Source organism: Streptomyces sp. NPDC091387, from assembly GCF_044756945.1.
In the GTDB taxonomy this organism is placed as follows: Bacteria; Actinomycetota; Actinomycetes; order Streptomycetales; family Streptomycetaceae; genus Streptomyces.
Map to the genome: position 1 here is coordinate 88,397 of NZ_JBIVTZ010000010.1, position 22,628 is coordinate 111,024.

General features: G+C 67.5%; 19 protein-coding genes and 1 tRNA gene. 17 read left to right on the forward strand and 3 right to left on the reverse strand.

Annotated features, from left to right (window positions below):
- The first annotated feature begins 39 nt into the window (after positions 1-39).
- The 5 genes from ACIQM0_RS21485 (at position 40) to ACIQM0_RS21505 (ending at position 4,228) form a co-directional block, all read left to right on the forward strand.
- Positions 40-492 carry a MaoC family dehydratase N-terminal domain-containing protein gene (locus tag ACIQM0_RS21485; RefSeq protein ID WP_401288974.1) on the forward strand — a complete coding sequence of 151 codons (453 nt, stop codon included), beginning with the start codon at positions 40-42 and terminating at the stop codon, positions 490-492.
- Positions 492-920: a MaoC family dehydratase gene (locus ACIQM0_RS21490; protein ID WP_401288975.1), complete on the forward strand. Its 429-nt coding sequence runs from the start codon at positions 492-494 to the stop codon at positions 918-920. The genes ACIQM0_RS21485 and ACIQM0_RS21490 overlap by 1 nt, the downstream gene beginning before the upstream one ends.
- 125 nt (positions 921-1,045) lie before the next feature.
- The gene (locus ACIQM0_RS21495) at positions 1,046-1,594 is read left to right on the forward strand and encodes a TetR/AcrR family transcriptional regulator (RefSeq protein ID WP_401288978.1); all 549 of its coding nucleotides are present in this window, start codon (positions 1,046-1,048) and stop codon (positions 1,592-1,594) included.
- A 77-nt stretch (positions 1,595-1,671) separates the two neighbouring features.
- Complete coding sequence (locus tag ACIQM0_RS21500; RefSeq protein ID WP_401288979.1) at positions 1,672-3,102, forward strand: DHA2 family efflux MFS transporter permease subunit; 1,431 nt, start codon at positions 1,672-1,674, stop codon at positions 3,100-3,102.
- 70 nt (positions 3,103-3,172) lie between these two features.
- On the forward strand, positions 3,173-4,228 hold the full coding sequence (locus ACIQM0_RS21505; protein ID WP_401288982.1) for a UDP-N-acetylmuramate dehydrogenase: 1,056 nt from the start codon (positions 3,173-3,175) through the stop codon (positions 4,226-4,228).
- Positions 4,229-4,253: 25 nt separating this feature from the next.
- On the opposite strand, the gene ACIQM0_RS21510 is transcribed toward ACIQM0_RS21505, so the two are convergent.
- On the reverse strand, positions 4,254-4,889 hold the full coding sequence (locus tag ACIQM0_RS21510) for an NAD(P)-dependent oxidoreductase (RefSeq protein ID WP_401288985.1): 636 nt from the start codon (positions 4,887-4,889) through the stop codon (positions 4,254-4,256).
- A gap of 87 nt (positions 4,890-4,976) precedes the next feature.
- Here ACIQM0_RS21510 and ACIQM0_RS21515 point away from each other — a divergent pair, with 87 nt between their 5' ends.
- The gene (locus tag ACIQM0_RS21515) at positions 4,977-5,690 is read left to right on the forward strand and encodes a TetR/AcrR family transcriptional regulator (RefSeq protein ID WP_401288988.1); all 714 of its coding nucleotides are present in this window, start codon (positions 4,977-4,979) and stop codon (positions 5,688-5,690) included.
- Here the strand turns inward: ACIQM0_RS21515 and ACIQM0_RS21520 are convergent.
- Together ACIQM0_RS21520 and ACIQM0_RS21525 are read right to left on the reverse strand one after the other, a co-directional pair.
- On the reverse strand, positions 5,600-6,622 hold the full coding sequence (locus ACIQM0_RS21520; protein ID WP_401288990.1) for an adenosine deaminase: 1,023 nt from the start codon (positions 6,620-6,622) through the stop codon (positions 5,600-5,602). The two genes, ACIQM0_RS21515 and ACIQM0_RS21520, sit on opposite strands and share 91 nt — an antisense overlap.
- Positions 6,623-6,743: 121 nt before the next feature.
- Positions 6,744-7,970: a pyridoxal phosphate-dependent aminotransferase gene (locus tag ACIQM0_RS21525; protein WP_385035435.1), complete on the reverse strand. Its 1,227-nt coding sequence runs from the start codon at positions 7,968-7,970 to the stop codon at positions 6,744-6,746.
- A gap of 236 nt (positions 7,971-8,206) precedes the next feature.
- Here ACIQM0_RS21525 and ACIQM0_RS21530 point away from each other — a divergent pair.
- The 11 genes from ACIQM0_RS21530 to ACIQM0_RS21580 all read left to right on the forward strand — a co-directional run bounded on the left by ACIQM0_RS21530 (position 8,207) and on the right by ACIQM0_RS21580 (position 22,606).
- A tRNA-Trp gene (locus ACIQM0_RS21530) sits at positions 8,207-8,279 on the forward strand.
- Between the two features lie 106 nt (positions 8,280-8,385).
- Positions 8,386-8,673 (forward strand): preprotein translocase subunit SecE, encoded by a 288-nt coding sequence (secE, locus tag ACIQM0_RS21535; protein ID WP_073732696.1) that lies wholly within the window; start codon positions 8,386-8,388, stop codon positions 8,671-8,673.
- Between the two features lie 73 nt (positions 8,674-8,746).
- Positions 8,747-9,673, forward strand: coding sequence for a transcription termination/antitermination protein NusG (nusG, locus tag ACIQM0_RS21540; RefSeq protein ID WP_401288995.1), 927 nt, complete (start codon positions 8,747-8,749; stop codon positions 9,671-9,673).
- Positions 9,674-9,860: 187 nt separating this feature from the next.
- Positions 9,861-10,295, forward strand: coding sequence for a 50S ribosomal protein L11 (rplK, locus tag ACIQM0_RS21545; RefSeq protein ID WP_024494105.1), 435 nt, complete (start codon positions 9,861-9,863; stop codon positions 10,293-10,295).
- A gap of 80 nt (positions 10,296-10,375) precedes the next feature.
- Positions 10,376-11,098 (forward strand): 50S ribosomal protein L1, encoded by a 723-nt coding sequence (rplA, locus tag ACIQM0_RS21550; protein WP_123461041.1) that lies wholly within the window; start codon positions 10,376-10,378, stop codon positions 11,096-11,098.
- Between the two features lie 160 nt (positions 11,099-11,258).
- Positions 11,259-12,155 (forward strand): hypothetical protein, encoded by an 897-nt coding sequence (locus ACIQM0_RS21555; protein WP_401288998.1) that lies wholly within the window; start codon positions 11,259-11,261, stop codon positions 12,153-12,155.
- 275 nt (positions 12,156-12,430) lie between these two features.
- Positions 12,431-12,988: a 50S ribosomal protein L10 gene (rplJ, locus tag ACIQM0_RS21560; protein WP_073732692.1), complete on the forward strand. Its 558-nt coding sequence runs from the start codon at positions 12,431-12,433 to the stop codon at positions 12,986-12,988.
- An 84-nt stretch (positions 12,989-13,072) separates the two neighbouring features.
- The gene (gene rplL / locus ACIQM0_RS21565; protein ID WP_363024447.1) at positions 13,073-13,456 is read left to right on the forward strand and encodes a 50S ribosomal protein L7/L12; all 384 of its coding nucleotides are present in this window, start codon (positions 13,073-13,075) and stop codon (positions 13,454-13,456) included.
- A 597-nt stretch (positions 13,457-14,053) separates the two neighbouring features.
- On the forward strand, positions 14,054-17,539 hold the full coding sequence (gene rpoB / locus ACIQM0_RS21570) for a DNA-directed RNA polymerase subunit beta (RefSeq protein WP_363024448.1): 3,486 nt from the start codon (positions 14,054-14,056) through the stop codon (positions 17,537-17,539).
- A gap of 129 nt (positions 17,540-17,668) precedes the next feature.
- The gene (locus tag ACIQM0_RS21575; protein ID WP_363024449.1) at positions 17,669-21,568 is read left to right on the forward strand and encodes a DNA-directed RNA polymerase subunit beta'; all 3,900 of its coding nucleotides are present in this window, start codon (positions 17,669-17,671) and stop codon (positions 21,566-21,568) included.
- Between the two features lie 648 nt (positions 21,569-22,216).
- Positions 22,217-22,606 (forward strand): hypothetical protein, encoded by a 390-nt coding sequence (locus ACIQM0_RS21580; RefSeq protein WP_401289003.1) that lies wholly within the window; start codon positions 22,217-22,219, stop codon positions 22,604-22,606.
- The last annotated feature ends 22 nt before the right edge of the window (positions 22,607-22,628 follow it).

Consider the following 22,628-nt stretch of genomic DNA (forward strand, 5'->3'; position numbering starts at 1 on the left):
CTGCGGCCCATTCGTCTTTCATCAGGAGGTTGCGAGCTCATGGCGCTCGACCAGTCCTTCGTGGGGCGGACCTATCCGCCCACCGCGCCTTACGAGGTCGGCCGGGAGAAGATCCGGGAGTTCGCCGAGGCGGTCGGCGACACCAATCCCGCGTACGTCGATCCCGAGGCGGCCAGGGCACTCGGTCACAGCGATGTGATCGCGCCGCCGACCTTCGTGTTCTCGATCACCTTCAAGGCCGCGGGGCAGGTCGTGCAGGACCCGCAGCTTGGCCTGGACTACAGCCGGGTGGTGCACGGCGACCAGAAGTTCGTCTACGTCCGCCCGGTGCGGGCGGGGGACCGGCTGACGGTCACGTCGACCATCGAGGCGGTCAAGTCCATGGCGGGCAACGACATCCTGGACGTCCGCGGCGAGGTCCACGACGCGTCCGGCGAGCATGTCGTGACGGCGTGGACGAAGCTGGTGGCGCGTGCCGCCGAGGAGGCGTGATGACGGCGAAGGTCACTTACGGGTCGGTCGAGGTCGGTACGGAACTGCCGGCGCAGTCGTTCCCGGTCACCCGGGCGACGCTCGTGCGGTACGCGGGCGCCTCCGGCGACTTCAACCCGATCCACTGGAACGAGAAGTTCGCCCGCGAGGTCGGACTGCCGGACGTGATCGCGCACGGCATGTTCACGATGGCCGAGGCGATCCGGGTGGTCACGGACTGGACCGGTGATCCCGGCGCGGTCGTCGAGTACGGGGTGCGGTTCACCAAGCCGGTCGTCGTGCCCAATGACGACAAGGGCGCCCTGATCGAGGTCAGCGCGAAGGTGGCCGCCCTGCTGGACGACAAGCGGGTGCGGGTCGACCTGACGGCGATGAGCGACGACAAGAAGGTGCTGGGCATGTCCCGCGCCGTGGTCCAGCTCGGCTGAGCCGTCCGGAGCCGGGTGTCGTAAGGGGCACGGTCCATGGGGCCGTGCCCCTTACGCGTGAGCGGCCGCGCCCTCCCGGTTGACCAAGTTAGTGATTGAATACTAACTTAGCTCGCATGGTAAGGATGAGTGCAGACGAGCGGCGCGAAAGCGTCATCCGGGCGGCGATCACCGAGTTCGCCCGCGGCGGGTACAGCGCGACGTCCACCGAAGTGATCGCCAGGCGCGTGGGCGTCTCGCAGCCCTATCTCTTCCGGCTCTTCCCCAACAAGCAGGCCATGTTCCTCGCCGCCGCCGAGAGGTGCCTGGTGGACACCCGTCAGGTCTTCGCCGAGGCCGCCGAGGGACTCAAGGGCGAAGAGGCGCTGCGGGCCATGGCCGCCGCGTATCAGCACCTCATCGTCGACGACCCCGATCGGCTGCTGATGCAGATGCAGATGTACGCGGCCGTCGCGGCGGCGGAGGCCGCCGGTGACCACGAGTTCGGTGAGTCGTTGCGGGCCGGCTGGCTGGAGATGTTCGACGACATCTCCCTCGCGCTCGGCGCCGATGTCGACGAGGCGACCTCGTTCCTCGCCTACGGCATGCTCATCAACACCCTGACCTCACTCGGTTATCCGGCCGGTCACCGGATCTGGTCCGGGTTCTACCAGTCCGCCAGGTCGACGGCCTGAACCGTGCGAACCCCGTGTTCGGCCCGATTTTCTGCCCAGAAAAGTTAGTAATCAATAACTAACCCTCAGGGGGAGCAGTGACCCAGCAAGCGAAAGGCCGCTCGGGAGCGGTCTGGGCCCTCGTCATCACCAGCGTCGCCAGCTTCATGGCGGCCCTCGACAACCTCGTCGTCACCACCGCCCTGCCGTCCATCCGCGAGAGCCTCGGCGGTGAGCTGGAGGAGCTCGAATGGACGGTGAACGCGTACACCCTCACCTTCGCCGTCCTGCTGATGCTCGGGGCCTCACTCGGTGACCGGTTCGGCAGACGCAGACTCTTCACCATCGGGCTCAGCGTCTTCACCGCAGCCTCCGCCGCGGCCGCCCTCTCGCCCGGCATCAACGAACTGATCGCCTTCCGGGCGGTCCAGGGCGTGGGTGCGGCGATCATGATGCCGCTGACGCTCACCCTGCTGACGGCCGCCGTGCCGCCCGCCCGCCGCGGAGCCGCGCTGGGCCTCTTCGGCGCCGTCACCGGGCTGGCCGTGGCCTGTGGGCCGCTGGTCGGCGGCAGCCTCACCGAACACCTCTCCTGGCAGTGGATCTTCTGGCTGAACGTTCCGATCGGCCTGATCCTGCTCCCGCTCGCCCGGCTGCGCCTGGCCGAGTCGTACGCCCCGGACTCCCGGCTCGACATCCCCGGCACCCTCCTGGTCAGCGGCGGCCTCTTCGGGATCGTCTACGGCCTGGTCAACGCCAACTCCGACGGCTGGACCGCCCCCACCGTCCTGACCGCCCTCATCGCCGGCGGCGTTCTCCTCGGCGGGTTCATCTACCACGGCTTCCACGCCAAGAACCCGATGCTGCCGATGCGGCTCTTCCGGAACCGGGCGTTCTTCGGGATCAACATGGCCAGCCTGCTGATGTTCCTCGGCATGTTCGGTTCGATCTTCCTGCTCAGCCAGTTCCTCCAGGGCGTGCTGGGCTACTCGCCCACCGAGGCCGGTCTGCGGATGCTCCCCTGGACCGGGATGCCGATGCTGGTGGCGCCCATCGCCGGGGTGCTCGCCGACCGGTTCGGCGGCCGCCCCGTGGTCGTGACCGGGCTCGCCCTCCAGGCCGTCGGCCTCGGCCTGTTCGCCATGGCCCTCGCCCCCGACGCCTCCTACGCCTCGCAGCTGCCCGGCCTGATCGTCGGCGGCGTCGGAATGGCCCTGTACTTCGCACCCGCCGCCAGCCTGGTGATGTCCAGCGTCCGCCCCGGTGAACAGGGCATCGCCTCCGGCGCCAACAACGCGCTGCGCGAGGTCGGCGGAGCCCTCGGGGTCGCCCTGCTCGCCACGGTCTTCTCCTCGCAGGGCGGTTACGGCCCCCCGCAGAAGTTCACGGACGGCACCGTCCCCGCGGTCTGGCTGGGCGCCGGCGTGGTGGCTCTCGCCGGGCTCGTCGCCCTGATGATCCCGGGCCGTCGCAGCACCCCGGCGCAGGAGGCGGAGCAGACCGAGGCGCGGGTCCCCGTGTCCGCCTGAGGGGTTGTCACGCCGGTACGGTCCGCGGCCCCGCCCGGGTGGTGGGGGAGCGGACCGTACTCTTGTCCCCGTGCAGGAACTCCACGACGCGCCCCTCGCCCCCCTGACCACCTTCCGGCTGGGCGGCCCCGCCACCCGCCTCCTCACCGCGACGACCGACGCCGAAGTGGTCGAGGCCGTACGCGCGGCCGACGACAGCGGCACCCCGCTCCTGGTCATCGGCGGCGGCAGCAATCTGGTCATCGGTGACAAGGGCTTCGACGGCACCGCCCTGCGCATCGCCACCAAGGGCTTCGTGCTGGACGGCGCGACGCTCGAACTCGCCGCCGGAGAGATCTGGACGGACGCTGTCGCCCGCACCGTGGAGGCCGGTCTCGCCGGGCTCGAATGCCTGGCCGGAATCCCCGGCTCCGCCGGTGCGACACCGATCCAGAACGTCGGGGCGTACGGGCAGGAGGTGTCGTCCACCATCACGGAGGTCGTCGCCTACGACCGGCACAGCCGTGAAACGGTCACCATCCCGAACACCGAGTGCGACTTCTCGTACCGGCACAGCCGCTTCAAGGCCGAACCCGGCCGCTTCGTGGTGCTGCGGGTCCGCTTCGGACTGGAAGAGGCGGGCGGCCTGTCCGCGCCCCTCAAGTACCCGGAAACGGCCCGTGCCATGGGTGTCGCGGAGGGCGAGCGCGTTCCCGCCTCCGCCGCCCGCGAAACCGTGCTCCGGCTCCGGGCCGGCAAGGGCATGGTGCTCGACCCCGAGGACCACGACACGTGGTCGGCCGGCTCGTTCTTCACCAACCCGATCCTTGACCCGCAGCAGTTCGAGGCCTTCCTCGCCCGGGTGGCGGACCGGCTCGGACCGGAGGTGGCGCCCCCCGCCTTCCCCGCGGGCGGGGGACACACCAAGACCTCGGCGGCCTGGCTCATCGACCGGGCCGGATTCAGCAAGGGATACGGCACCGGCCCGGCCCGTATCTCCACCAAGCACACGCTCGCCCTCACCAACCGGGGCGCCGCCAGCACCGACGACCTGCTGGCCCTGGCCCGCGAGGTCGTCGCCGGGGTCCACGAGGCCTTCGGCGTCACGCTGGTCAACGAACCGGTGACCGTGGGCGTGACCCTGTAGCCGGACCCGGCACCGGGCAGGCCGCTCAGTACGCCACGCCCACGCCCTGCTGCACCGCCGCCGGGTCGTCGATCAGCGCCAGCATCGCGTGCGCCACGTCGGCCCGGGAGATGGACCGGCCGCTGCGCGGGTTGCTGCCGTGGACCGTCCGGTACGTACCCGTCAGCGGACCGTTGGTGAGCTTCGGGGGCCGTACGGACGTCCAGTCCGTCGCGGAGGCCGCGAGCGCGGCTTCCATCGCGGTGAGGTCCGTGTAGACCTCCTTGAGGATCGCCCCGATCGCCGAGAGCATGATCCGGTCGAGCAGCGGGTCGTCGGCGGGCTCGGGCGCGACCGGGGCCGCGCTCACCACGAGCAGCCGCCGCGTCCCCTCCGCCTCCATCGCCGCCAGCACACCGCGGGTCAGCCGCTCGGCTATCCCGCCCGCCTTCCGGCCCCGCGAGCCCAGGCCGGAGAGCACCGCGTCGCGGCCCGCGACCGCCTCCCGCAGCGCCTCCGGGTCGTCGAGCCGGGCCGCCGTGTGGACCGTCACGTCGGAGAGCGGGAACGGCAGCCGCGCGGGGTCGCGCACCACCGCCGTCACCTCGTGCCCTCCCGCCACCGCCTGGCGGACGATCTCCTGACCGATACCGCCTGTCGCACCGAACACCGTGAGCCTCATTGCGCACCCTCCCCGGGTGGGTAAGTGTTCACTCACATCTAGAGTGAGTGAATACTCACCCAGTCGTCAAGGTTCGTTGGAGTGCACATGGAGCAGAAGCCGGCCCGCGCCCGCATCATCGACGCCGCTCACCGGCTGATGCTCACCATCGGCCTGGCCCGCGCCACCACCAAGGAGATCGCGAAAGCCGCCGGCTGCTCGGAGGCCGCGCTCTATAAGCACTTCCCGAGCAAGGAGGAGCTCTTCGTGGTGGTCCTGAAGGAACGGCTGCCCAAGGTCGACGGAATCCTGAAGCGGCTGATCGCCGACCCGGGGGAGGGGGAACGGACGGTCGAGCGGAACCTCACCGAGATCGTCCGCGAGGCCGCCCTCTTCTACGAGCAGAGCTTCCCGATCGCGGCGTCCCTGTACGCCGAGCCGAGGCTCAGGGACCGTCACAACGCGACGATGCGGGAGCTGGGCACCGGCCCCCACGTGCCGATCCGCGGGGTGGACGCCTATCTGCGCGCGGAGCAGTCCGCGGGCCGGGTGCGGGCCGGCGCCGACACCTACGCGGCCGCGTCCCTGCTGCTGGGGGCCTGCGCCCAGCGGGCCTTCGCCTACGCGGCCACGGAGACCGGCGAGCCGCCGCAGTCCCTCGACGCGTTCGCCGAGTCGGTGGCCCGCACGGTGCTGCGGGGGATCGGGGAGCAGACCGGGCCGGGGGCCGGTCAGCCCACCGGGTCCGCCAGCCAGCCGTCCACGCCCGCCAGCAGCTCCGCCCGCACCGCGTCCGGCGCCGCCGAACCCCGTACCGACTGACGCGCCAGCTCCGCCAGCTCCTCGTCGGTGAAGGCGTGGTGGCGCCGCACGAGGTCGTACTGCGCGGCCAGCCGGGAGCCGAAGAGCAGCGGGTCGTCCGCGCCGAGCGCCATCGGCACCCCGGCCTCGAACAAGGTGCGCAACGGGATGTCGGACGGCTTCTCGTAGACGCCGAGCGCCACGTTCGACGCGGGGCACACCTCGCACGTCACCCCGCGCTCCGCCAGCCGGCGCAGCAGCCGCGGGTCCTCTGCGGCCCGCACCCCGTGCCCGACCCGGGACGCGTCGAGATCGTCCAGGCAGTCGCGGACGCTGGACGGGCCCGCCAGCTCACCCCCGTGCGGGGCCGCCAGCAGGCCGCCCTCCCTGGCGATGGCGAAGGCCCGGTCGAAGTCGCGGGCCATGCCCCGCCGCTCGTCGTTGGAGAGCCCGAACCCCACGACGCCCCGGTCGGCGTAGCGCACCGCGAGCCGGGCCAGGGTCCTGGCGTCCAGCGGGTGCTTCATCCGGTTCGCCGCGATGACCACCCGGATCGGCAGCCCCGTGTCGCGCGAGGCGCTGTCCACCGCGTCCAGGATGATCTCGATCGCCGGGATGAGCCCGCCGAGCAGGGGCGCGTACGAGGTGGGGTCGACCTGGATCTCCAGCCAGCCGGAGCCGTCCGCGACGTCCTCCTGGGCGGCCTCGCGCACCAGCCGCTGGATGTCCTCGGGCGAGCGCAGACAGGATCTGGCGATGTCGTAGAGCCGCTGGAAGCGGAACCAGCCGCGCTCGTCCGTCGCACGCAGTTGCGGGGGCTCGCCGCCGGTCAGCGCCTCCGGCAGCCGTACGCCGTACTTGTCGGCGAGTTCGAGCAGGGTCGTGGGCCGCATCGACCCGGTGAAATGCAAGTGCAGGTGGGCCTTGGGCAACAGCCGTACATCACGCTCCATTCCAAGATCCTGCCGCACGGACGGGGTGTCGCGGTAGCCGGATTCCCCATCGAGTTGCCCCTCGAACACGAAAGCGACCCCCGGCCGTGGCCGAGGGTCGCCCGCTGGATACGTCAGGTGTTCAGGCCTTGGCCTCGCCCAGCAGCTTCTGGAGCCGCGAGACACCCTCGGCGAGGTCCTCGTCGCCCAGCGCGTAGGAGAGGCGCAGGTAGCCCGGCGTCCCGAAGGCCTCGCCCGGCACGACCGCGACCTCGGCCTCGTCCAGGATGAGCGCCGCCAGCTCCACCGAGGTGGCCGGACGCCTGCCGCGGATCTCCTTGCCGAGCAGCGCCTTCACCGAGGGGTACGCGTAGAACGCGCCCTCGGGCTCCGGGCACAGCACGCCGTCGATCTCGTTGAGCATCCGCACGATGGTCTGCCGGCGCCGGTCGAAGGCGGTGCGCATCTCGGCGACCGCGTCCAGGTTCCCGGAGACGGCGGCGAGCGCGGCGATCTGGGCGACGTTGGAGACGTTGGACGTGGCGTGCGACTGGAGGTTGGTCGCGGCCTTCACCACGTCCTTGGGGCCGACGATCCACCCCACGCGCCAGCCGGTCATCGCGTACGTCTTGGCGACACCGTTGACCACGATGCACTTGTCGCGCAGCTCGGGCACGATCGCCGGCAGCGAGGTGAACTTCGCGTCGCCGTAGACGAGGTGCTCGTAGATCTCGTCGGTCAGCACCCACAGGCCGTGCTCGACGGCCCAGCGGCCGATCGCCTCGGCGTCGGCCTCGCTGTAGACCGCGCCGGTCGGGTTCGACGGGGAGACGAACAGGACGACCTTCGTACGCTCGGTACGGGCCGCCTCCAGCTGCTCCACGGAGACCCGGTAGCCGGTGGTCTCGTCCGCGACGACCTCCACCGGGACACCGCCGGCGAGGCGGATCGACTCGGGGTAGGTGGTCCAGTACGGAGCCGGGACGATGACTTCGTCGCCCGGGTCGAGGATCGCGGCGAAGGCCTCGTAGATGGCCTGCTTGCCGCCGTTGGTCACCAGGATCTGGGAGGCGTCGACCTCGTATCCGGAGTCGCGCAGCGTCTTCTCCGCGATGGCGGCCTTGAGCTCGGGGAGCCCGCCGGCCGGGGTGTAGCGGTGGTACTTCGGGTTGCGGCAGGCCTCGACCGCGGCGTCGACGATGTAGCCGGGGGTCGGGAAGTCGGGCTCGCCGGCACCGAAGCCGATCACCGGACGGCCGGCGGCCTTGAGGGCCTTGGCCTTGGCGTCGACGGCGAGGGTGGCGGACTCGGAGATCGCACCGACGCGGGCGGAGACCCGACGCTCGGAGGGAGAAGTAGCAGCGCTCATGCCCCCCATGCTCCCAGACCGTATTCCGCGTCGGCACAGGGGTTTCAGGGACCGGACAGCACTTGGACAGCATGCGGACAAACAACCGGACAGCAACGGACAGGAGCGGTCGGGAGCTATCTGTTCGACGCCGGGCCGCTGAGCACGTACACTCACCTGTCGTTGGCCTTCACCAGCCGCACCGTTCCTGCACTCGGGGCATCCGGGAGCATGCGGTAGGTTGGTGGAAACCACAAAGGGTCGTAGCTCAATTGGTAGAGCACTGGTCTCCAAAACCAGCGGTTGGGGGTTCAAGTCCCTCCGGCCCTGCTACACACTCCTTCGCCAGGATGTGTGCGCATGTACGTACTTAAATGCATCGCCGTGCGGCTCCACCGGGCGCGGCACGGCCATGACCCGGAATCAGGTGAGAAGCGTGACGGACGCCGTGGGCTCCATCGACATGCCTGATGCCGAGGATGAAGTCCCCGAGTCAAAGAAGAAGACCCGGAAGGGCGGTAAGCGCGGCAAGAAGGGCCCTCTGGGCCGTCTCGCGCTCTTCTACCGCCAGATCGTGGCCGAGCTCCGCAAGGTGGTCTGGCCGACTCGCAACCAGCTGACGACCTACACCTCAGTGGTGATTGTGTTCGTAGTCGTCATGATTGGTCTCGTGACCGTGATTGACTTCGGATTCCAGCGGGTCATCAAGTACGTCTTCGGCTGATCCCGCGGAGGGCGCCTCATGGGCGCCCCTTTCGCATGTTCCACCCATTTGTATCCAGGAAGAAGCAGCCACCGTGTCTGACCCGAACCTGAACGACGCCGTCGAGCCGACGGCGGGCGCCTTCGAGTCCGCCGAGGACGAGCTCGACATCGTCGAGGCGGCGGACGCTGTGGAGCCGGACCAGGCTGAAGCTGCCGACGAGGCCGCGGGCGAGCCCGCCGAGCAGGCCGCCGTGCACACCGAGCCCGTCGACGAGCCCGTAGTGGCCGATGTCGAGGCCGAGAGCGTCGAGGCCGAGGAAGCCGCAGCCGAAGAGGCCGCAGCCGAGGAAGCCGCCGACGAGGACGAGACCGACGAGGAAGAGGCCGAGCCGGCCGCCCCCGTCGACACCGTCACGGCCCTGCGCGAGGAACTGCGCACGCTGCCGGGCGAGTGGTACGTCATCCACACGTACGCCGGTTACGAGAAGCGTGTGAAGGCCAACCTGGAGCAGCGCGCCGTCTCGCTGAACGTGGAGGAGTTCATCTATCAGGCCGAGGTGCCTGAGGAGGAAATCGTCCAGATCAAGAACGGCGAGCGCAAGAACGTCCGTCAGAACAAGCTCCCGGGTTACGTCCTGGTGCGCATGGACCTGACGAACGAGTCCTGGGGCGTCGTCCGCAACACTCCCGGTGTCACCGGCTTCGTGGGCAACGCCTACGACCCGTACCCGCTGACCCTGGACGAGATCGTCAAGATGCTGGCGCCGGAGGCCGAGGAGAAGGCCGCCCGTGAGGCCGCGGAGGCCGAGGGCAAGCCGGCTCCGTCCCGCAAGGTCGAGGTCCAGGTGCTGGACTTCGAGGTGGGCGACTCCGTCACCGTTACCGACGGCCCGTTCGCGACGCTGCAGGCGACGATCAACGAGATCAACGCCGACTCGAAGAAGGTCAAGGGTCTCGTCGAGATCTTCGGCCGCGAGACGCCGGTCGAGCTCAGCTTCGACCAGATCCAGAAGAACTAGCGACTGCCCCGAGCGGGCCGCCAGCTTCTGGACACATGCCTACCGAGCAGGTCAGACCGGCTGACAAAGCCTGTCTGACCTGCTCGGTTTTTGGTCGCGCAGCTATACCCGTTATCGTTGTGCGGTATGCCTGCATCCGGATGACCGGATGACGGCGAAAACTCTCACTAGGACCCGGAGAGAGCACATGCCTCCCAAGAAGAAGAAGGTCACGGGGCTTATCAAGCTCCAGATCAACGCCGGTGCGGCCAACCCGGCCCCGCCGGTCGGCCCCGCACTGGGTCAGCACGGCGTCAACATCATGGAGTTCTGCAAGGCCTACAACGCCGCGACCGAGTCGCAGCGTGGCATGGTCGTGCCGGTGGAGATCACGGTCTACGACGACCGCTCCTTCACCTTCATCACCAAGACTCCGCCGGCCGCCAAGCTGATCCTCAAGGCCGCGGGTGTGGACAAGGGCTCCGGCGAGCCGCACAAGACCAAGGTTGCCAAGCTGACGGCCGCCCAGGTCCGCGAGATCGCCACGACGAAGCTCCCCGACCTGAACGCCAATGACCTCGACGCTGCGTCGAAGATCATCGCTGGCACCGCCCGTTCCATGGGCATCACGGTCGAAGGCTGATTCAGCCCCACCTCCCTCAGTGGTAGGACCAAGCGCTGGTCCGCACCACGACTCCACACTCTGAAACCACAGGAGTAGAAGTGAAGCGCAGCAAGAACCTCCGCGCTGCGGACGCCAAGATCGACCGGGCGCGCAACTACGCCCCGCTCGAGGCCGTCCGTATCGCCAAGGACACCGCCTCCACGAAGTTCGACAGCACCGTCGAGGTCGCGTTTGCCCTGGGTGTTGACCCTCGCAAGGCCGACCAGATGGTCCGTGGCACCGTGAACCTCCCGCACGGCACCGGCAAGACCGCCCGGGTCCTGGTCTTCGCGACCGGTGACCGTGCTGCGGCCGCGGAAGCCGCGGGCGCCGACATCGTCGGCGCCGACGAGCTCATCGACGAGGTGGCGAAGGGCCGTCTGGACTTCGACGCCGTCGTCGCGACCCCGGACCTCATGGGCAAGGTCGGCCGCCTGGGCCGCGTGCTCGGTCCGCGTGGTCTGATGCCGAACCCGAAGACCGGCACCGTCACCCCCGATGTCGTGAAGGCTGTCAACGACATCAAGGGCGGCAAGATCGAGTTCCGCGTCGACAAGCACTCGAACCTGCACTTCATCATCGGCAAGACCTCGTTCGACGAGACCAAGCTGGTGGAGAACTACGCAGCGGCGCTGGACGAGATCCTCCGTCTGAAGCCGTCCGCCGCCAAGGGCCGCTACATCAAGAAGGCCACGCTGGCCACCACGATGGGCCCCGGCATCCCGCTGGACTCCAACCGCACCCGTAACCTCCTCGTCGAGGAGGACCCGGCCTCCGTCTGAGCCTCCGCGCTCGTACGACCGCCGCGTCACGTGTGACATTGACGGGCCCCGCAACCTTTCGAGGTGCGGGGCCCGTCCTCGTACATACGTACCGAGGGGCTGTCGGACCCGTGCGTTAGCGTGAGGTCACCGAGAGCCGGACAAAGGGGTGGGAGCGGATATGAGCACCAGTACCGTACGGCGCGTGGGTCTGTCCGTGGCAGTGGCAGCGGCGCTGACGTCGGTCGCGGCCTGCGGCGGATCGGACAGCGAGAACGAGGGCGGCGCGGCGGTCACGAGGGCCGAGCCGATCGCCGCACTGCTCGCGGTGCAGAAGAAGACCGGTGGGGCGAACTCGGCGAAGGTCGAGGGCACCACCACGATGGGCACCACGATGGCCATGAAGCAGACCGGGGCCATCGACTGGTCCGACGGCATCAGCGGCGCCCTGGAGATCACGTCCACCGGCGGCACCATGGCGGACATCCTGAAGCAGGCCGGCGGCGACGGCACCATGCAGGCGCGCTACTTCAAGGACGGCTACGCGGCCAACATGGGCGACGCCTTCGCCAATCAGGCCGGTGGCAAGCACTGGATCACCTACAGCTACGAGGATCTCGCCGAGCTGTCCGGCGCCTCGGGCGACGTGATGAAGGACCAGATGCAGAACACCACCCCCGGCCAGGGGGTGAAGGCGCTGCTGGCCTCCGGGGACGTGAAGAAGGTGGGCCAGGAGGACGTCCGGGGCGTCGCCGCCACGCACTACTCCGGCACGGTCGACGTGGCCGAGCTGACCGCCAAGAACTCCGAGCTGGACGCAGCCCAGCTCGCCGCGTTCAAGAAGCAGCTCAGCGACGCCGGGATCAGCACGGAGAAGGTCGACATCTGGGTCGACAAGAACGACCTGCTGGTGAAGAAGACCGAGCGCGGCCAGATGAAGACCGGCGAGCTCAACTCCACGATGTTCTACAGCGACTACGGCACCAAGGTGTCGGTCGAGCGGCCGCCGGCCTCCGACAGCGTCGACTTCGCCGAGGTCATGAAGAAGCAGCAGGGCGCCTCCGGCGGCGCGTCCTGAACGTCCCGCGGTAGCCGGAGTGGGACGGATTTGCTCGGCGCGACCCCGGTCGCGTACTCTTCTGCAGAAGCCAAAGACCGCTGGTCGTTGCTGCACTCCCGCAAGGGGGAACAGCAACCGAAGGATCCGTTGAGCACGGACGACCTGCGCAGGTGACTGTGGAAAGCTCCCGGACTTCGTGCGGTCGAGCTACGCCCTGGCACCTGTGCTGGGGCGTTTCGTCTTTTCCGGCCCCTTCTGAGCGGTCCTCATCACCCGGAAGGAGGCCGACGCTCATGGCAAGGCCCGACAAGGCTGCCGCGGTAGCCGAGCTCGCGGACCAGTTCCGCAGCTCGAACGCCGCTGTGCTGACCGAGTACCGGGGTCTCACCGTGGCCCAGCTCAAGCAGCTGCGCCGTTCACTCGGTGAGAACGCCCAGTACGCCGTGGTGAAGAACACGCTGACCAAGATTGCGGCCAACGAGGCCGGGATCGACACGCTCGACGACCTGTTCGCAGGTCCGACGGCGGTTGCCTTCGTCACCGGTGACCCGGTGGAGTCGGCGAAGGGTCTTCGTGACTTCGCCAAGGACAACCCCAACCTCGTCATCAAGGGCGGTGTCCTTGATGGCAAGGCACTGTCCGCCGACGACTTCAAGAAGCTCGCGGACCTCGAGTCCCGCGAGGTTCTGCTCGCCAAGCTGGCCGGTGCCATGAAGGGCAAGCAGACTCAGGCTGCGCAGCTCTTCCAGGCTCTGCCGTCGAAGTTCGTCCGCACCGCGGAAGCGCTTCGCGCCAAGAAGGAAGAGCAGGACGGTGCCGGTACGCCGGCTCCCGTCGAGGCCGCCGAGTAATTTCGCTCAGCGGTCCAGCGGGCGCCACGTACGCCCGCCGACATATACATCCGGCACCTGCCGAATAGTGGAAGGACGCCTATCATGGCGAAGCTGTCCCAGGACGACCTGCTCGCGCAGTTCGAAGACATGACCCTCATCGAGCTCTCCGGCTTCGTGAAGGCCTTCGAGGAGAAGTTCGACGTCACCGCCGCCGCGGCCGTCGCCGTCGCCGGTCCGGCCGGCCCGGGTGCCGTCGCTGACGCTCCCGAGGAGCAGGACGAGTTCGACGTCATCCTCACGGGTGCCGGCGAGAAGAAGATCCAGGTCATCAAGGTCGTGCGTGAGCTGACCTCGCTGGGTCTCAAGGAGGCCAAGGACCTCGTCGACGGCGCCCCGAAGCCCGTCCTCGAGAAGGTCGCCAAGGAGGCCGCCGAGAAGGCTGCCGAGTCCCTCAAGGGCGCCGGCGCCTCCGTCGAGGTCAAGTGACCCTGCGAGTCTTCTGACTCGTCTGGACCCCCGTGCCGCGAGGCACGGACGTCACATCGCGAAAGGCGATCACCCGTACGGGTGATCGCCTTTCGGCGTACCCGTGGGGGTGCCTTGCTCTTCCCGTGCTGACGAGTATGGTGATCTTCGCCGTGCGCCTCTCGGAGGGGAGCGCGGACGGCTCCGAGGGGCGGCGTGTACGGCTCTCCTGGGCCTGTCCCGGCTGGGGGGCCTTGACGAACCGCACGAGGCGCGCAATTCTCAAGGCGCGTCGTCACATCGATCCGGATCCGAGGCATGGATCGATGGCGAAGAGGGCAGTAAAGAAGAGCGCAGCTCATGCAGGGCTAGACATAGGTGTTGAGAACAAGCTGTTGAGAGCAACGTGGGTCTCTGAGAACCCCGACTGGACATCAGTGTGCCGCTTGGCTACACTGACCCTTTGCGCTGCCTGTTAGCTGCCTCCTGCCCGTCACCAGGGGCATACCCATCTTGTGCACCGTGGACTGAGCATCCCTGAAGAGGGACATCTATCCATGTGTCCAGTTTGGGACCGGTACGCGCGTAGTGAGTCCGAGCCCTCGGAAGGACCCCCTCTTGGCCGCCTCGCGCAACGCCTCGACCGCGAATACGAACAACGGCGCCAGCACCGCCCCGCTGCGCATCTCTTTTGCAAAGATCAAGGAGCCCCTCGAGGTTCCGAACCTCCTCGCGCTGCAGACCGAGAGCTTTGACTGGCTCCTCGGTAACGCCGCCTGGAAGGCTCGCGTCGAGGCTGCTCTGGACAGTGGACAAGACGTCCCCACCAAGTCCGGCCTGGAGGAGATCTTCGAGGAGATTTCACCGATCGAGGACTTCTCCGGGTCGATGTCGCTTACGTTCCGCGACCACCGCTTCGAGCCCCCGAAGAACTCGATCGACGAGTGCAAGGAGCGCGACTTCACGTTCGCCGCCCCGCTCTTCGTCACGGCCGAGTTCACCAACAACGAGACCGGCGAGATCAAGTCCCAGACGGTCTTCATGGGCGATTTCCCGCTCATGACCAACAAGGGCACCTTCGTCATCAACGGCACCGAGCGTGTCGTCGTGTCGCAGCTGGTCCGCTCGCCGGGTGTCTACTTCGACTCCTCGATCGACAAGACGTCCGACAAGGACATCTTCTCCGCCAAGATCATCCCTTCCCGGGGTGCCTGGCTGGAGATGGAGATCGACAAGCGCGACATGGTCGGTGTCCGCATCGACCGCAAGCGCAAGCAGTCCGTCACCGTTCTCCTGAAGGCTCTCGGTTGGACCACCGAGCAGATCCTGGAGGAGTTCGGCGAGTACGAGTCGATGCGCGCCACCCTGGAGAAGGACCACACCCAGGGCCAGGACGACGCACTGCTCGACATCTACCGCAAGCTGCGTCCGGGCGAGCCGCCCACCCGCGAAGCTGCTCAGACGCTGCTCGAGAACCTCTACTTCAACCCGAAGCGCTACGACCTCGCGAAGGTCGGCCGCTACAAGGTGAACAAGAAGCTCGGCGCGGATGAGCCGCTCGACGCCGGTGTCCTCACCAGCGACGACATCATCGCGACCATCAAGTACCTGGTGAAGCTGCACGCCGGGGAGACCGAGACCGTCGGCGAGTCCGGCCGTTCGATCGTCGTCGAGACCGACGACATCGACCACTTCGGCAACCGTCGTCTGCGCAACGTCGGCGAGCTCATCCAGAACCAGGTCCGTACGGGCCTGGCGCGGATGGAGCGCGTCGTGCGTGAGCGCATGACGACTCAGGACGTCGAGGCCATCACGCCGCAGACCCTGATCAACATCCGGCCGGTCGTCGCCTCCATCAAAGAGTTCTTCGGCACCAGCCAGCTGTCGCAGTTCATGGACCAGAACAACCCGCTGTCGGGTCTCACCCACAAGCGCCGCCTGTCGGCTCTTGGCCCGGGTGGTCTCTCCCGTGAGCGGGCCGGCTTCGAGGTCCGTGACGTGCACCCGTCCCACTACGGACGCATGTGCCCGATCGAGACCCCTGAAGGCCCGAACATCGGTCTGATCGGTTCGCTCGCCTCGTACGGACGCGTCAACGCGTTCGGTTTCATCGAGACGCCGTACCGCAAGGTCGTCGACGGCCAGGTCACCGACGAGGTCGACTACGTCACGGCCGACGAGGAAGACCGTTACGTCATCGCCCAGGCGAACGCGACGCTCTCCGAAGAGCTCCGCTTCACCGAGCCCCGCGTCCTCGTCCGCCGTCGTGGCGGAGAGGTCGACTACGTGCCCGGCACCGAAGTCGACTACATGGACGTCTCGCCGCGCCAGATGGTGTCCGTCGCCACCGCGATGATCCCGTTCCTGGAGCACGACGACGCCAACCGTGCCCTCATGGGCGCGAACATGATGCGTCAGGCGGTGCCGCTCATCAAGTCCGAGGCGCCGCTGGTCGGCACCGGCATGGAGTACCGCTGCGCCACCGACGCCGGTGACGTGCTGAAGGCCGAGAAGGACGGTGTGGTCCAGGAGGTCTCCGCGGACTACATCACCGTGACCAACGACGACGGTACGTACACCACGTACCGCATCGCGAAGTTCATGCGCTCCAACCAGGGCACCTCGGTCAACCAGAAGGTCGTCGTCTCCGAGGGCGACCGGGTGGTCGAGGGCCAGGTGCTCGCCGACGGCCCGGCCACCGAGAACGGTGAGATGGCCCTGGGCAAGAACCTGCTCGTGGCGTTCATGCCGTGGGAGGGTCACAACTACGAGGACGCGATCATCCTGTCGCAGCGCCTCGTGCAGGACGACGTCCTCTCCTCGATTCACATCGAGGAGCACGAGGTCGACGCCCGTGACACCAAGCTCGGCCCGGAGGAGATCACCCGGGACATCCCGAACGTCTCCGAAGAGGTCCTCGCGGACCTCGACGAGCGCGGCATCATCCGTATCGGTGCCGAGGTCGTCGCCGGTGACATCCTCGTCGGCAAGGTCACGCCCAAGGGCGAGACCGAGCTGACCCCCGAGGAGCGCCTGCTCCGCGCGATCTTCGGTGAGAAGGCGCGCGAAGTGCGCGACACCTCGCTGAAGGTGCCGCACGGTGAGATCGGCAAGGTCATCGGCGTCCGCGTCTTCGACCGCGAAGAGGGCGACGAGCTGCCGCCGGGCGTGAACCAGCTGGTGCGCGTCTACGTCGCGCAGAAGCGCAAGATCACCGATGGTGACAAGCTCGCCGGCCGTCACGGCAACAAGGGCGTCATCTCGAAGATCCTGCCGATCGAGGACATGCCGTTCCTGGAGGACGGCACCCCGGTCGACATCATCCTCAACCCGCTGGGTGTCCCGTCCCGAATGAACCCGGGACAGGTCCTGGAGATCCACCTCGGCTGGCTCGCCAGCCGCGGCTGGGACGTCTCCGGCCTCGGTGACGAGTGGGCCAAGCGCCTGCAGACCATCGGCGCCGACCAGGTCGCCCCCGGCACCAACGTCGCGACCCCGGTCTTCGACGGTGCCCGTGAGGACGAGATCACCGGCCTCTTCCAGGCCACGATCCCGAACCGCGACGGCGACCGGCTGGTCCAGCCCTCGGGCAAGGCCAACCTGTTCGACGGCCGCTCCGGCGAGCCGTTCCCCGAGCCGGTCTCGGTCGGCTTCATGTACATCCTCAAGCTCCACCACCTGGTCGACGACAAGCTCCACGCTCGTTCGACGGGTCCGTACTCCATGATCACCCAGCAGCCGCTGGGTGGTAAGGCCCAGTTCGGTGGACAGCGCTTCGGTGAAATGGAGGTGTGGGCGCTTGAAGCTTATGGCGCCGCATACGCCCTCCAGGAGCTGCTGACGATCAAGTCCGACGACGTGACCGGCCGCGTGAAGGTCTACGAGGCCATCGTCAAGGGCGAGAACATCCCCGAGCCCGGCATTCCCGAGTCCTTCAAGGTGCTCATCAAGGAAATGCAGTCGCTCTGCCTCAACGTGGAGGTGCTGTCCTCGGACGGCATGTCCATCGAGATGCGCGACACGGACGAGGACGTCTTCCGCGCGGCGGAGGAGCTCGGAATCGACCTGTCCCGGCGCGAGCCGAGCAGCGTCGAAGAGGTCTGACGGGTTGGCCGGCCGGATCCCCGTGATCCGGCCGGCTCTCCCCGGACCCGTTCAGACCATTGCTGAAGTGCCCCGATTTCTCGCGTGAAGCGAGGGGGCTCGAACCCCCGAAAGAGGGATTGACGACAAGTGCTCGACGTCAACTTCTTCGACGAGCTGCGGATCGGCCTTGCCACCGCGGACGACATCCGGACCTGGTCCCACGGCGAAGTGAAGAAGCCGGAGACCATCAACTACCGCACGCTCAAGCCCGAAAAGGACGGACTCTTCTGCGAGAAGATCTTCGGTCCGACCCGGGACTGGGAGTGCTACTGCGGCAAGTACAAGCGTGTCCGATTCAAGGGCATCATCTGTGAGCGCTGTGGCGTCGAGGTAACTCGTGCCAAGGTGCGCCGTGAGCGCATGGGCCACATCGAGCTTGCCGCTCCCGTCACCCACATCTGGTACTTCAAGGGCGTCCCGTCCCGACTGGGCTACCTGCTGGACCTCGCGCCGAAGGACCTCGAGAAGGTCATCTACTTCGCCGCGTACATGATCACGTTCGTCGACGAGGAGCGCCGTACCCGCGACCTCCCGTCGCTGGAGGCGCACGTCTCCGTCGAGCGTCAGCAGGTCGAGAACCGCCGCGACTCCGACCTGGAGAACCGCGCCAAGAAGCTCGAGACCGACCTCGGCGAGCTCGAGGCCGAGGGCGCCAAGGCCGATGTGCGCCGCAAGGTGCGCGAAGGCGCCGAGCGCGAGATGAAGCAGCTGCGTGACCGTGCGCAGCGCGAGATCGACCGTCTCGACGAGGTGTGGAGCCGCTTCAAGAACCTCAAGGTCCAGGACCTCGAGGGCGACGAGCTGCTCTACCGCGAGCTGCGTGACCGCTTCGGCACGTACTTCGACGGCTGCATGGGTGCCGCTGCTCTGCAGAAGCGCCTGGAGTCCTTCGACCTCGACGAAGAGGCCGAGCGCCTCCGCGAGATCATCCGCACCGGCAAGGGCCAGAAGAAGACCCGTGCGCTCAAGCGCCTCAAGGTCGTCTCCGCGTTCCTGCAGACCAGCAACAAGCCCAAGGGCATGGTGCTCGACTGCGTGCCGGTCATCCCGCCGGACCTGCGTCCGATGGTGCAGCTGGACGGTGGCCGCTTCGCGACCTCCGACCTGAACGACCTGTACCGCCGTGTGATCAACCGCAACAACCGCCTCAAGCGTCTCCTTGACCTCGGTGCCCCCGAGATCATCGTGAACAACGAGAAGCGGATGCTGCAGGAGGCCGTCGACGCGCTGTTCGACAACGGCCGCCGCGGTCGCCCGGTCACCGGTCCCGGTAACCGCCCGCTCAAGTCCCTCAGCGACATGCTGAAGGGCAAGCAGGGTCGTTTCCGTCAGAACCTCCTCGGCAAGCGCGTGGACTACTCCGCGCGTTCCGTGATCGTCGTCGGCCCGCAGCTCAAGCTGCACCAGTGCGGTCTGCCGAAGGCCATGGCGCTGGAGCTCTTCAAGCCGTTCGTGATGAAGCGCCTGGTGGACCTGAACCACGCGCAGAACATCAAGTCGGCCAAGCGCATGGTCGAGCGCGGCCGCACCGTGGTGTACGACGTCCTCGAAGAGGTCATCGCCGAGCACCCGGTGCTGCTGAACCGTGCACCGACCCTGCACCGCCTCGGCATCCAGGCCTTCGAGCCGCAGCTGGTCGAGGGCAAGGCCATCCAGATCCACCCGCTCGTCTGCACCGCGTTCAACGCGGACTTCGACGGTGACCAGATGGCCGTGCACCTGCCGCTCTCCGCGGAGGCGCAGGCCGAGGCCCGCATCCTGATGCTGTCCTCGAACAACATCCTGAAGCCGGCCGACGGTCGTCCCGTCACCATGCCGACCCAGGACATGGTGCTGGGTCTGTTCTTCCTGACCACCGACGGTGAACTCCGTGACACCAAGGGCGAGGGCCGCGCGTTCGGCTCCACGGCCGAGGCGATCATGGCGTTCGACTCCGGTGAGCTGGCGCTCCAGTCGTCCGTCGACATCCGCTTCCCGGTGGGCACCATCCCGCCGCGTGGCTGGGTGCCGCCGGTCGCCGAGGAGGGCGAGCCCGAGTACCAGCCGGGTGACACCTTCCGGCTGCGGACGAGCCTGGGCCGCGCGCTCTTCAACGAGCTGCTGCCCGAGGACTACCCGTTCGTCGACTACTCGGTCGGCAAGAAGCAGCTCTCCGAGATCGTCAACGACCTCGCCGAGCGCTACCCCAAGGTCATCGTGGCGGCGACGCTCGACAACCTGAAGGCGGCGGGCTTCCACTGGGCCACCCGTTCCGGCGTCACCGTGTCCGTCGCGGACATCGTCGTGCCCGAGGCCAAGAAGGCCATCGTCAAGGGCTACGAGGACCAGGACGAGAAGGTCCAGAAGCAGTACGAGCGCGGTCTGATCACCAAGGACGAGCGCACGCAGGAGCTCATCGCGATCTGGACCAAGGCGACCAACGAGGTTGCCGAGGCGATGAACGCGAACTTCCCCAAGACGAACCCCATCTTCATGATGGTTGACTCGGGTGCCCGAGGAAACATGATGCAGATGCGTCAGATCGCCGGTATGCGTGGTCTGGTGTCCAACGCCAAGAACGAGACGATTCCCCGTCCCATCAAGGCGTCCTTCCGTGAGGGCCTCACCGTTCTGGAGTACTTCATCTCCACGCACGGTGCCCGTAAGGGTCTGGCGGACACCGCCCTGCGTACCGCCGACTCGGGTTACCTGACCCGTCGTCTGGTGGACGTCTCGCAGGACGTGATCATTCGCGAGGAGGACTGTGGCACCGACCGCGGCCTCAAGCTGAAGATCGCCGTCAAGGGCGCCGACGGCGTGCTCCGCAAGACGGAGGACGTCGAGACCTCGGTCTACGCCCGCATGCTCGCCGAGGACGTCGTCGTCGACGGCAAGGTCATCGCGCCTGCCAACGTCGACCTCGGTGACGTCCTGATCGACGCCCTGGTGGGCGCCGGCGTCGAGGAGGTCAAGACCCGCTCGGTCCTGACCTGTGAGTCCGCGGTCGGCACCTGTGCCTTCTGCTACGGACGCTCGCTCGCCACCGGCAAGCTGGTCGACATCGGTGAGGCGGTCGGCATCATCGCCGCCCAGTCCATCGGTGAGCCCGGTACCCAGCTGACGATGCGTACCTTCCACACCGGTGGTGTGGCCGGTGACGACATCACCCAGGGTCTGCCCCGAGTCGTCGAGCTCTTCGAAGCCCGTACGCCCAAGGGTGTCGCCCCGATCTCGGAGTCCGCGGGCCGGGTCCGTATCGAGGAGACCGAGAAGACCAAGAAGCTCGTGGTCACGCCGGACGACGGCAGCGAGGAGATCCCCTTCCCGATCTCCAAGCGCGCCCGTCTGCTGGTCGGCGAGGGCGACCGCGTCGAGGTGGGCCAGAAGCTCACCGTGGGTGCCACCAACCCGCACGACGTGCTGCGGATCCTCGGTCAGCGCGCGGTCCAGGTCCACCTGGTCGGCGAGGTCCAGAAGGTCTACAACTCGCAGGGTGTGTCGATCCACGACAAGCACATCGAGATCATCATCCGGCAGATGCTGCGCCGTGTGACGATCATCGAGTCCGGCGACGCGGAACTGCTGCCGGGCGAGCTCGTCGAGCGTTCGAAGTTCGAGACCGAGAACCGTCGTGTGGTCACCGAGGGCGGTCACCCCGCCTCCGGCCGTCCGCAGCTGATGGGTATCACCAAGGCCTCGCTGGCGACGGAGTCGTGGCTGTCCGCGGCTTCCTTCCAGGAGACGACCAGGGTCCTGACGGACGCGGCGATCAACGCCAAGTCCGACTCCCTGATCGGCCTCAAGGAGAACGTCATCATCGGTAAGCTCATCCCGGCCGGTACGGGTCTGTCCCGCTACCGCAACATCCGGGTCGAGCCGACCGAGGAGGCCAAGGCCGCGATGTACTCGGCCGTCGGCTACGACGACATCGACTACTCGCCGTTCGGCACGGGCTCCGGCCAGGCCGTTCCGCTGGAGGACTACGACTACGGTCCGTACAACCAGTAGGCGAGCCAGTAGGCGAGCCAGTAGGCGAGTCGCCTGATACGACCGGAGGGCGGTCACCCCGTACATGGGGTGGCCGCCCTCCGGCGTGTTCGGGTCGCGCCTGGGCGGGCGGGCGGCCGGACCTCGTGGTCCGTGAGCTGCCGTTCGCTCCGGTCGCTCCGCTGCACCAGGAGGGCGAACGCGCCGGTCACCCGGGGAAGCCGTCGGCTCCAGCCGCGCCCGTACGCGGACGGTTACCGGTAAAGGGTTGCTGAATGCCAGGCGAGCCCGGAGAGAAGCCCATCAGCTTTCGCGTGCATTCTCCGAGGTGATCGGCCCATTGCAGACGGAGCGGTGCGGTGCGGCCATCGCGCTGACGCACAGGGGGGAAAAGACTGCGTTTCCCTGGTGCCGCGACCAGGCCTTTGTCTGTGAATAGCTCAGGCCGGAAGCTGGGTTTCGTTTTGAGGTCTTCCGGTGTTTCTCAGGGGGTCCGGATCGTTCAGGTGCTCTGGAATCGCCCGGGAGCCTCGGCTGCCGGCATGGTGGCGCTCCCTTCGATTATTTGGTTCTTTTTGTGTCTGTTTGCCTGCGGCCCTTTCGCTGAGAGTGTTGCTGTGTGCAGGGGTGTTGTGCGATCGTTTCCCCAAAACTCGCCCTGGAGGCTCGGTGCCTTTTCTTGTCGTCGGCGTAATATTTGCCATTTCCGTCATGGCGCTTCTGGTGTTCGGAATCCCTTTCGTCCTGCAGTCTCCCCTGCGTGCACGCGGAGTGCACTGCTATGCCACCGTCGCCCGCAAATCCATCCCCAAAGACGGCAAGATCGATGTGGTTTTCGCGTACGTCACTGCCGATCGAAAGCGGTTTACGATAACGAGGTTCGGTCTCTCCTATGTGCCTGATGGTGCGGGCGTGATCTACGACCCACTGAATCCCGGGCGATCTGAATTTGTCGACGCGGTCCCCAGGAACCCGAGGAGGCGGCGCATATTTCTGATCGCGACAGCAGGGGTGGCGGTGATCGCACTGGCGCTGCTCTGTGTCGGGCTGTCGGTCTGACGTGTTGCGCCCGGTGCGCGAT

Excerpts from the sequence above, each read along its gene's own strand:
- ACIQM0_RS21525 (WP_385035435.1), bottom strand. The coding sequence starts at position 7,970 with ATGAGCGCTGCTACTTCTCCCTCCGAGCGTCGGGTCTCCGCCCGCGTC.
- rplJ (WP_073732692.1), top strand. The coding sequence starts at position 12,431 with ATGGCAAGGCCCGACAAGGCTGCCGCGGTAGCCGAGCTCGCGGACCAG.
- rplK (WP_024494105.1), top strand. The coding sequence starts at position 9,861 with ATGCCTCCCAAGAAGAAGAAGGTCACGGGGCTTATCAAGCTCCAGATC.
- ACIQM0_RS21490 (WP_401288975.1), top strand. The coding sequence starts at position 492 with ATGACGGCGAAGGTCACTTACGGGTCGGTCGAGGTCGGTACGGAACTG.
- ACIQM0_RS21495 (WP_401288978.1), top strand. The coding sequence starts at position 1,046 with ATGAGTGCAGACGAGCGGCGCGAAAGCGTCATCCGGGCGGCGATCACC.
- ACIQM0_RS21520 (WP_401288990.1), bottom strand. The coding sequence starts at position 6,622 with ATGGAGCGTGATGTACGGCTGTTGCCCAAGGCCCACCTGCACTTGCAT.
- rplL (WP_363024447.1), top strand. The coding sequence starts at position 13,073 with ATGGCGAAGCTGTCCCAGGACGACCTGCTCGCGCAGTTCGAAGACATG.
- ACIQM0_RS21515 (WP_401288988.1), top strand. The coding sequence starts at position 4,977 with ATGGAGCAGAAGCCGGCCCGCGCCCGCATCATCGACGCCGCTCACCGG.
- ACIQM0_RS21510 (WP_401288985.1), bottom strand. The coding sequence starts at position 4,889 with ATGAGGCTCACGGTGTTCGGTGCGACAGGCGGTATCGGTCAGGAGATC.
- ACIQM0_RS21555 (WP_401288998.1), top strand. The coding sequence starts at position 11,259 with ATGAGCACCAGTACCGTACGGCGCGTGGGTCTGTCCGTGGCAGTGGCA.
- ACIQM0_RS21485 (WP_401288974.1), top strand. The coding sequence starts at position 40 with ATGGCGCTCGACCAGTCCTTCGTGGGGCGGACCTATCCGCCCACCGCG.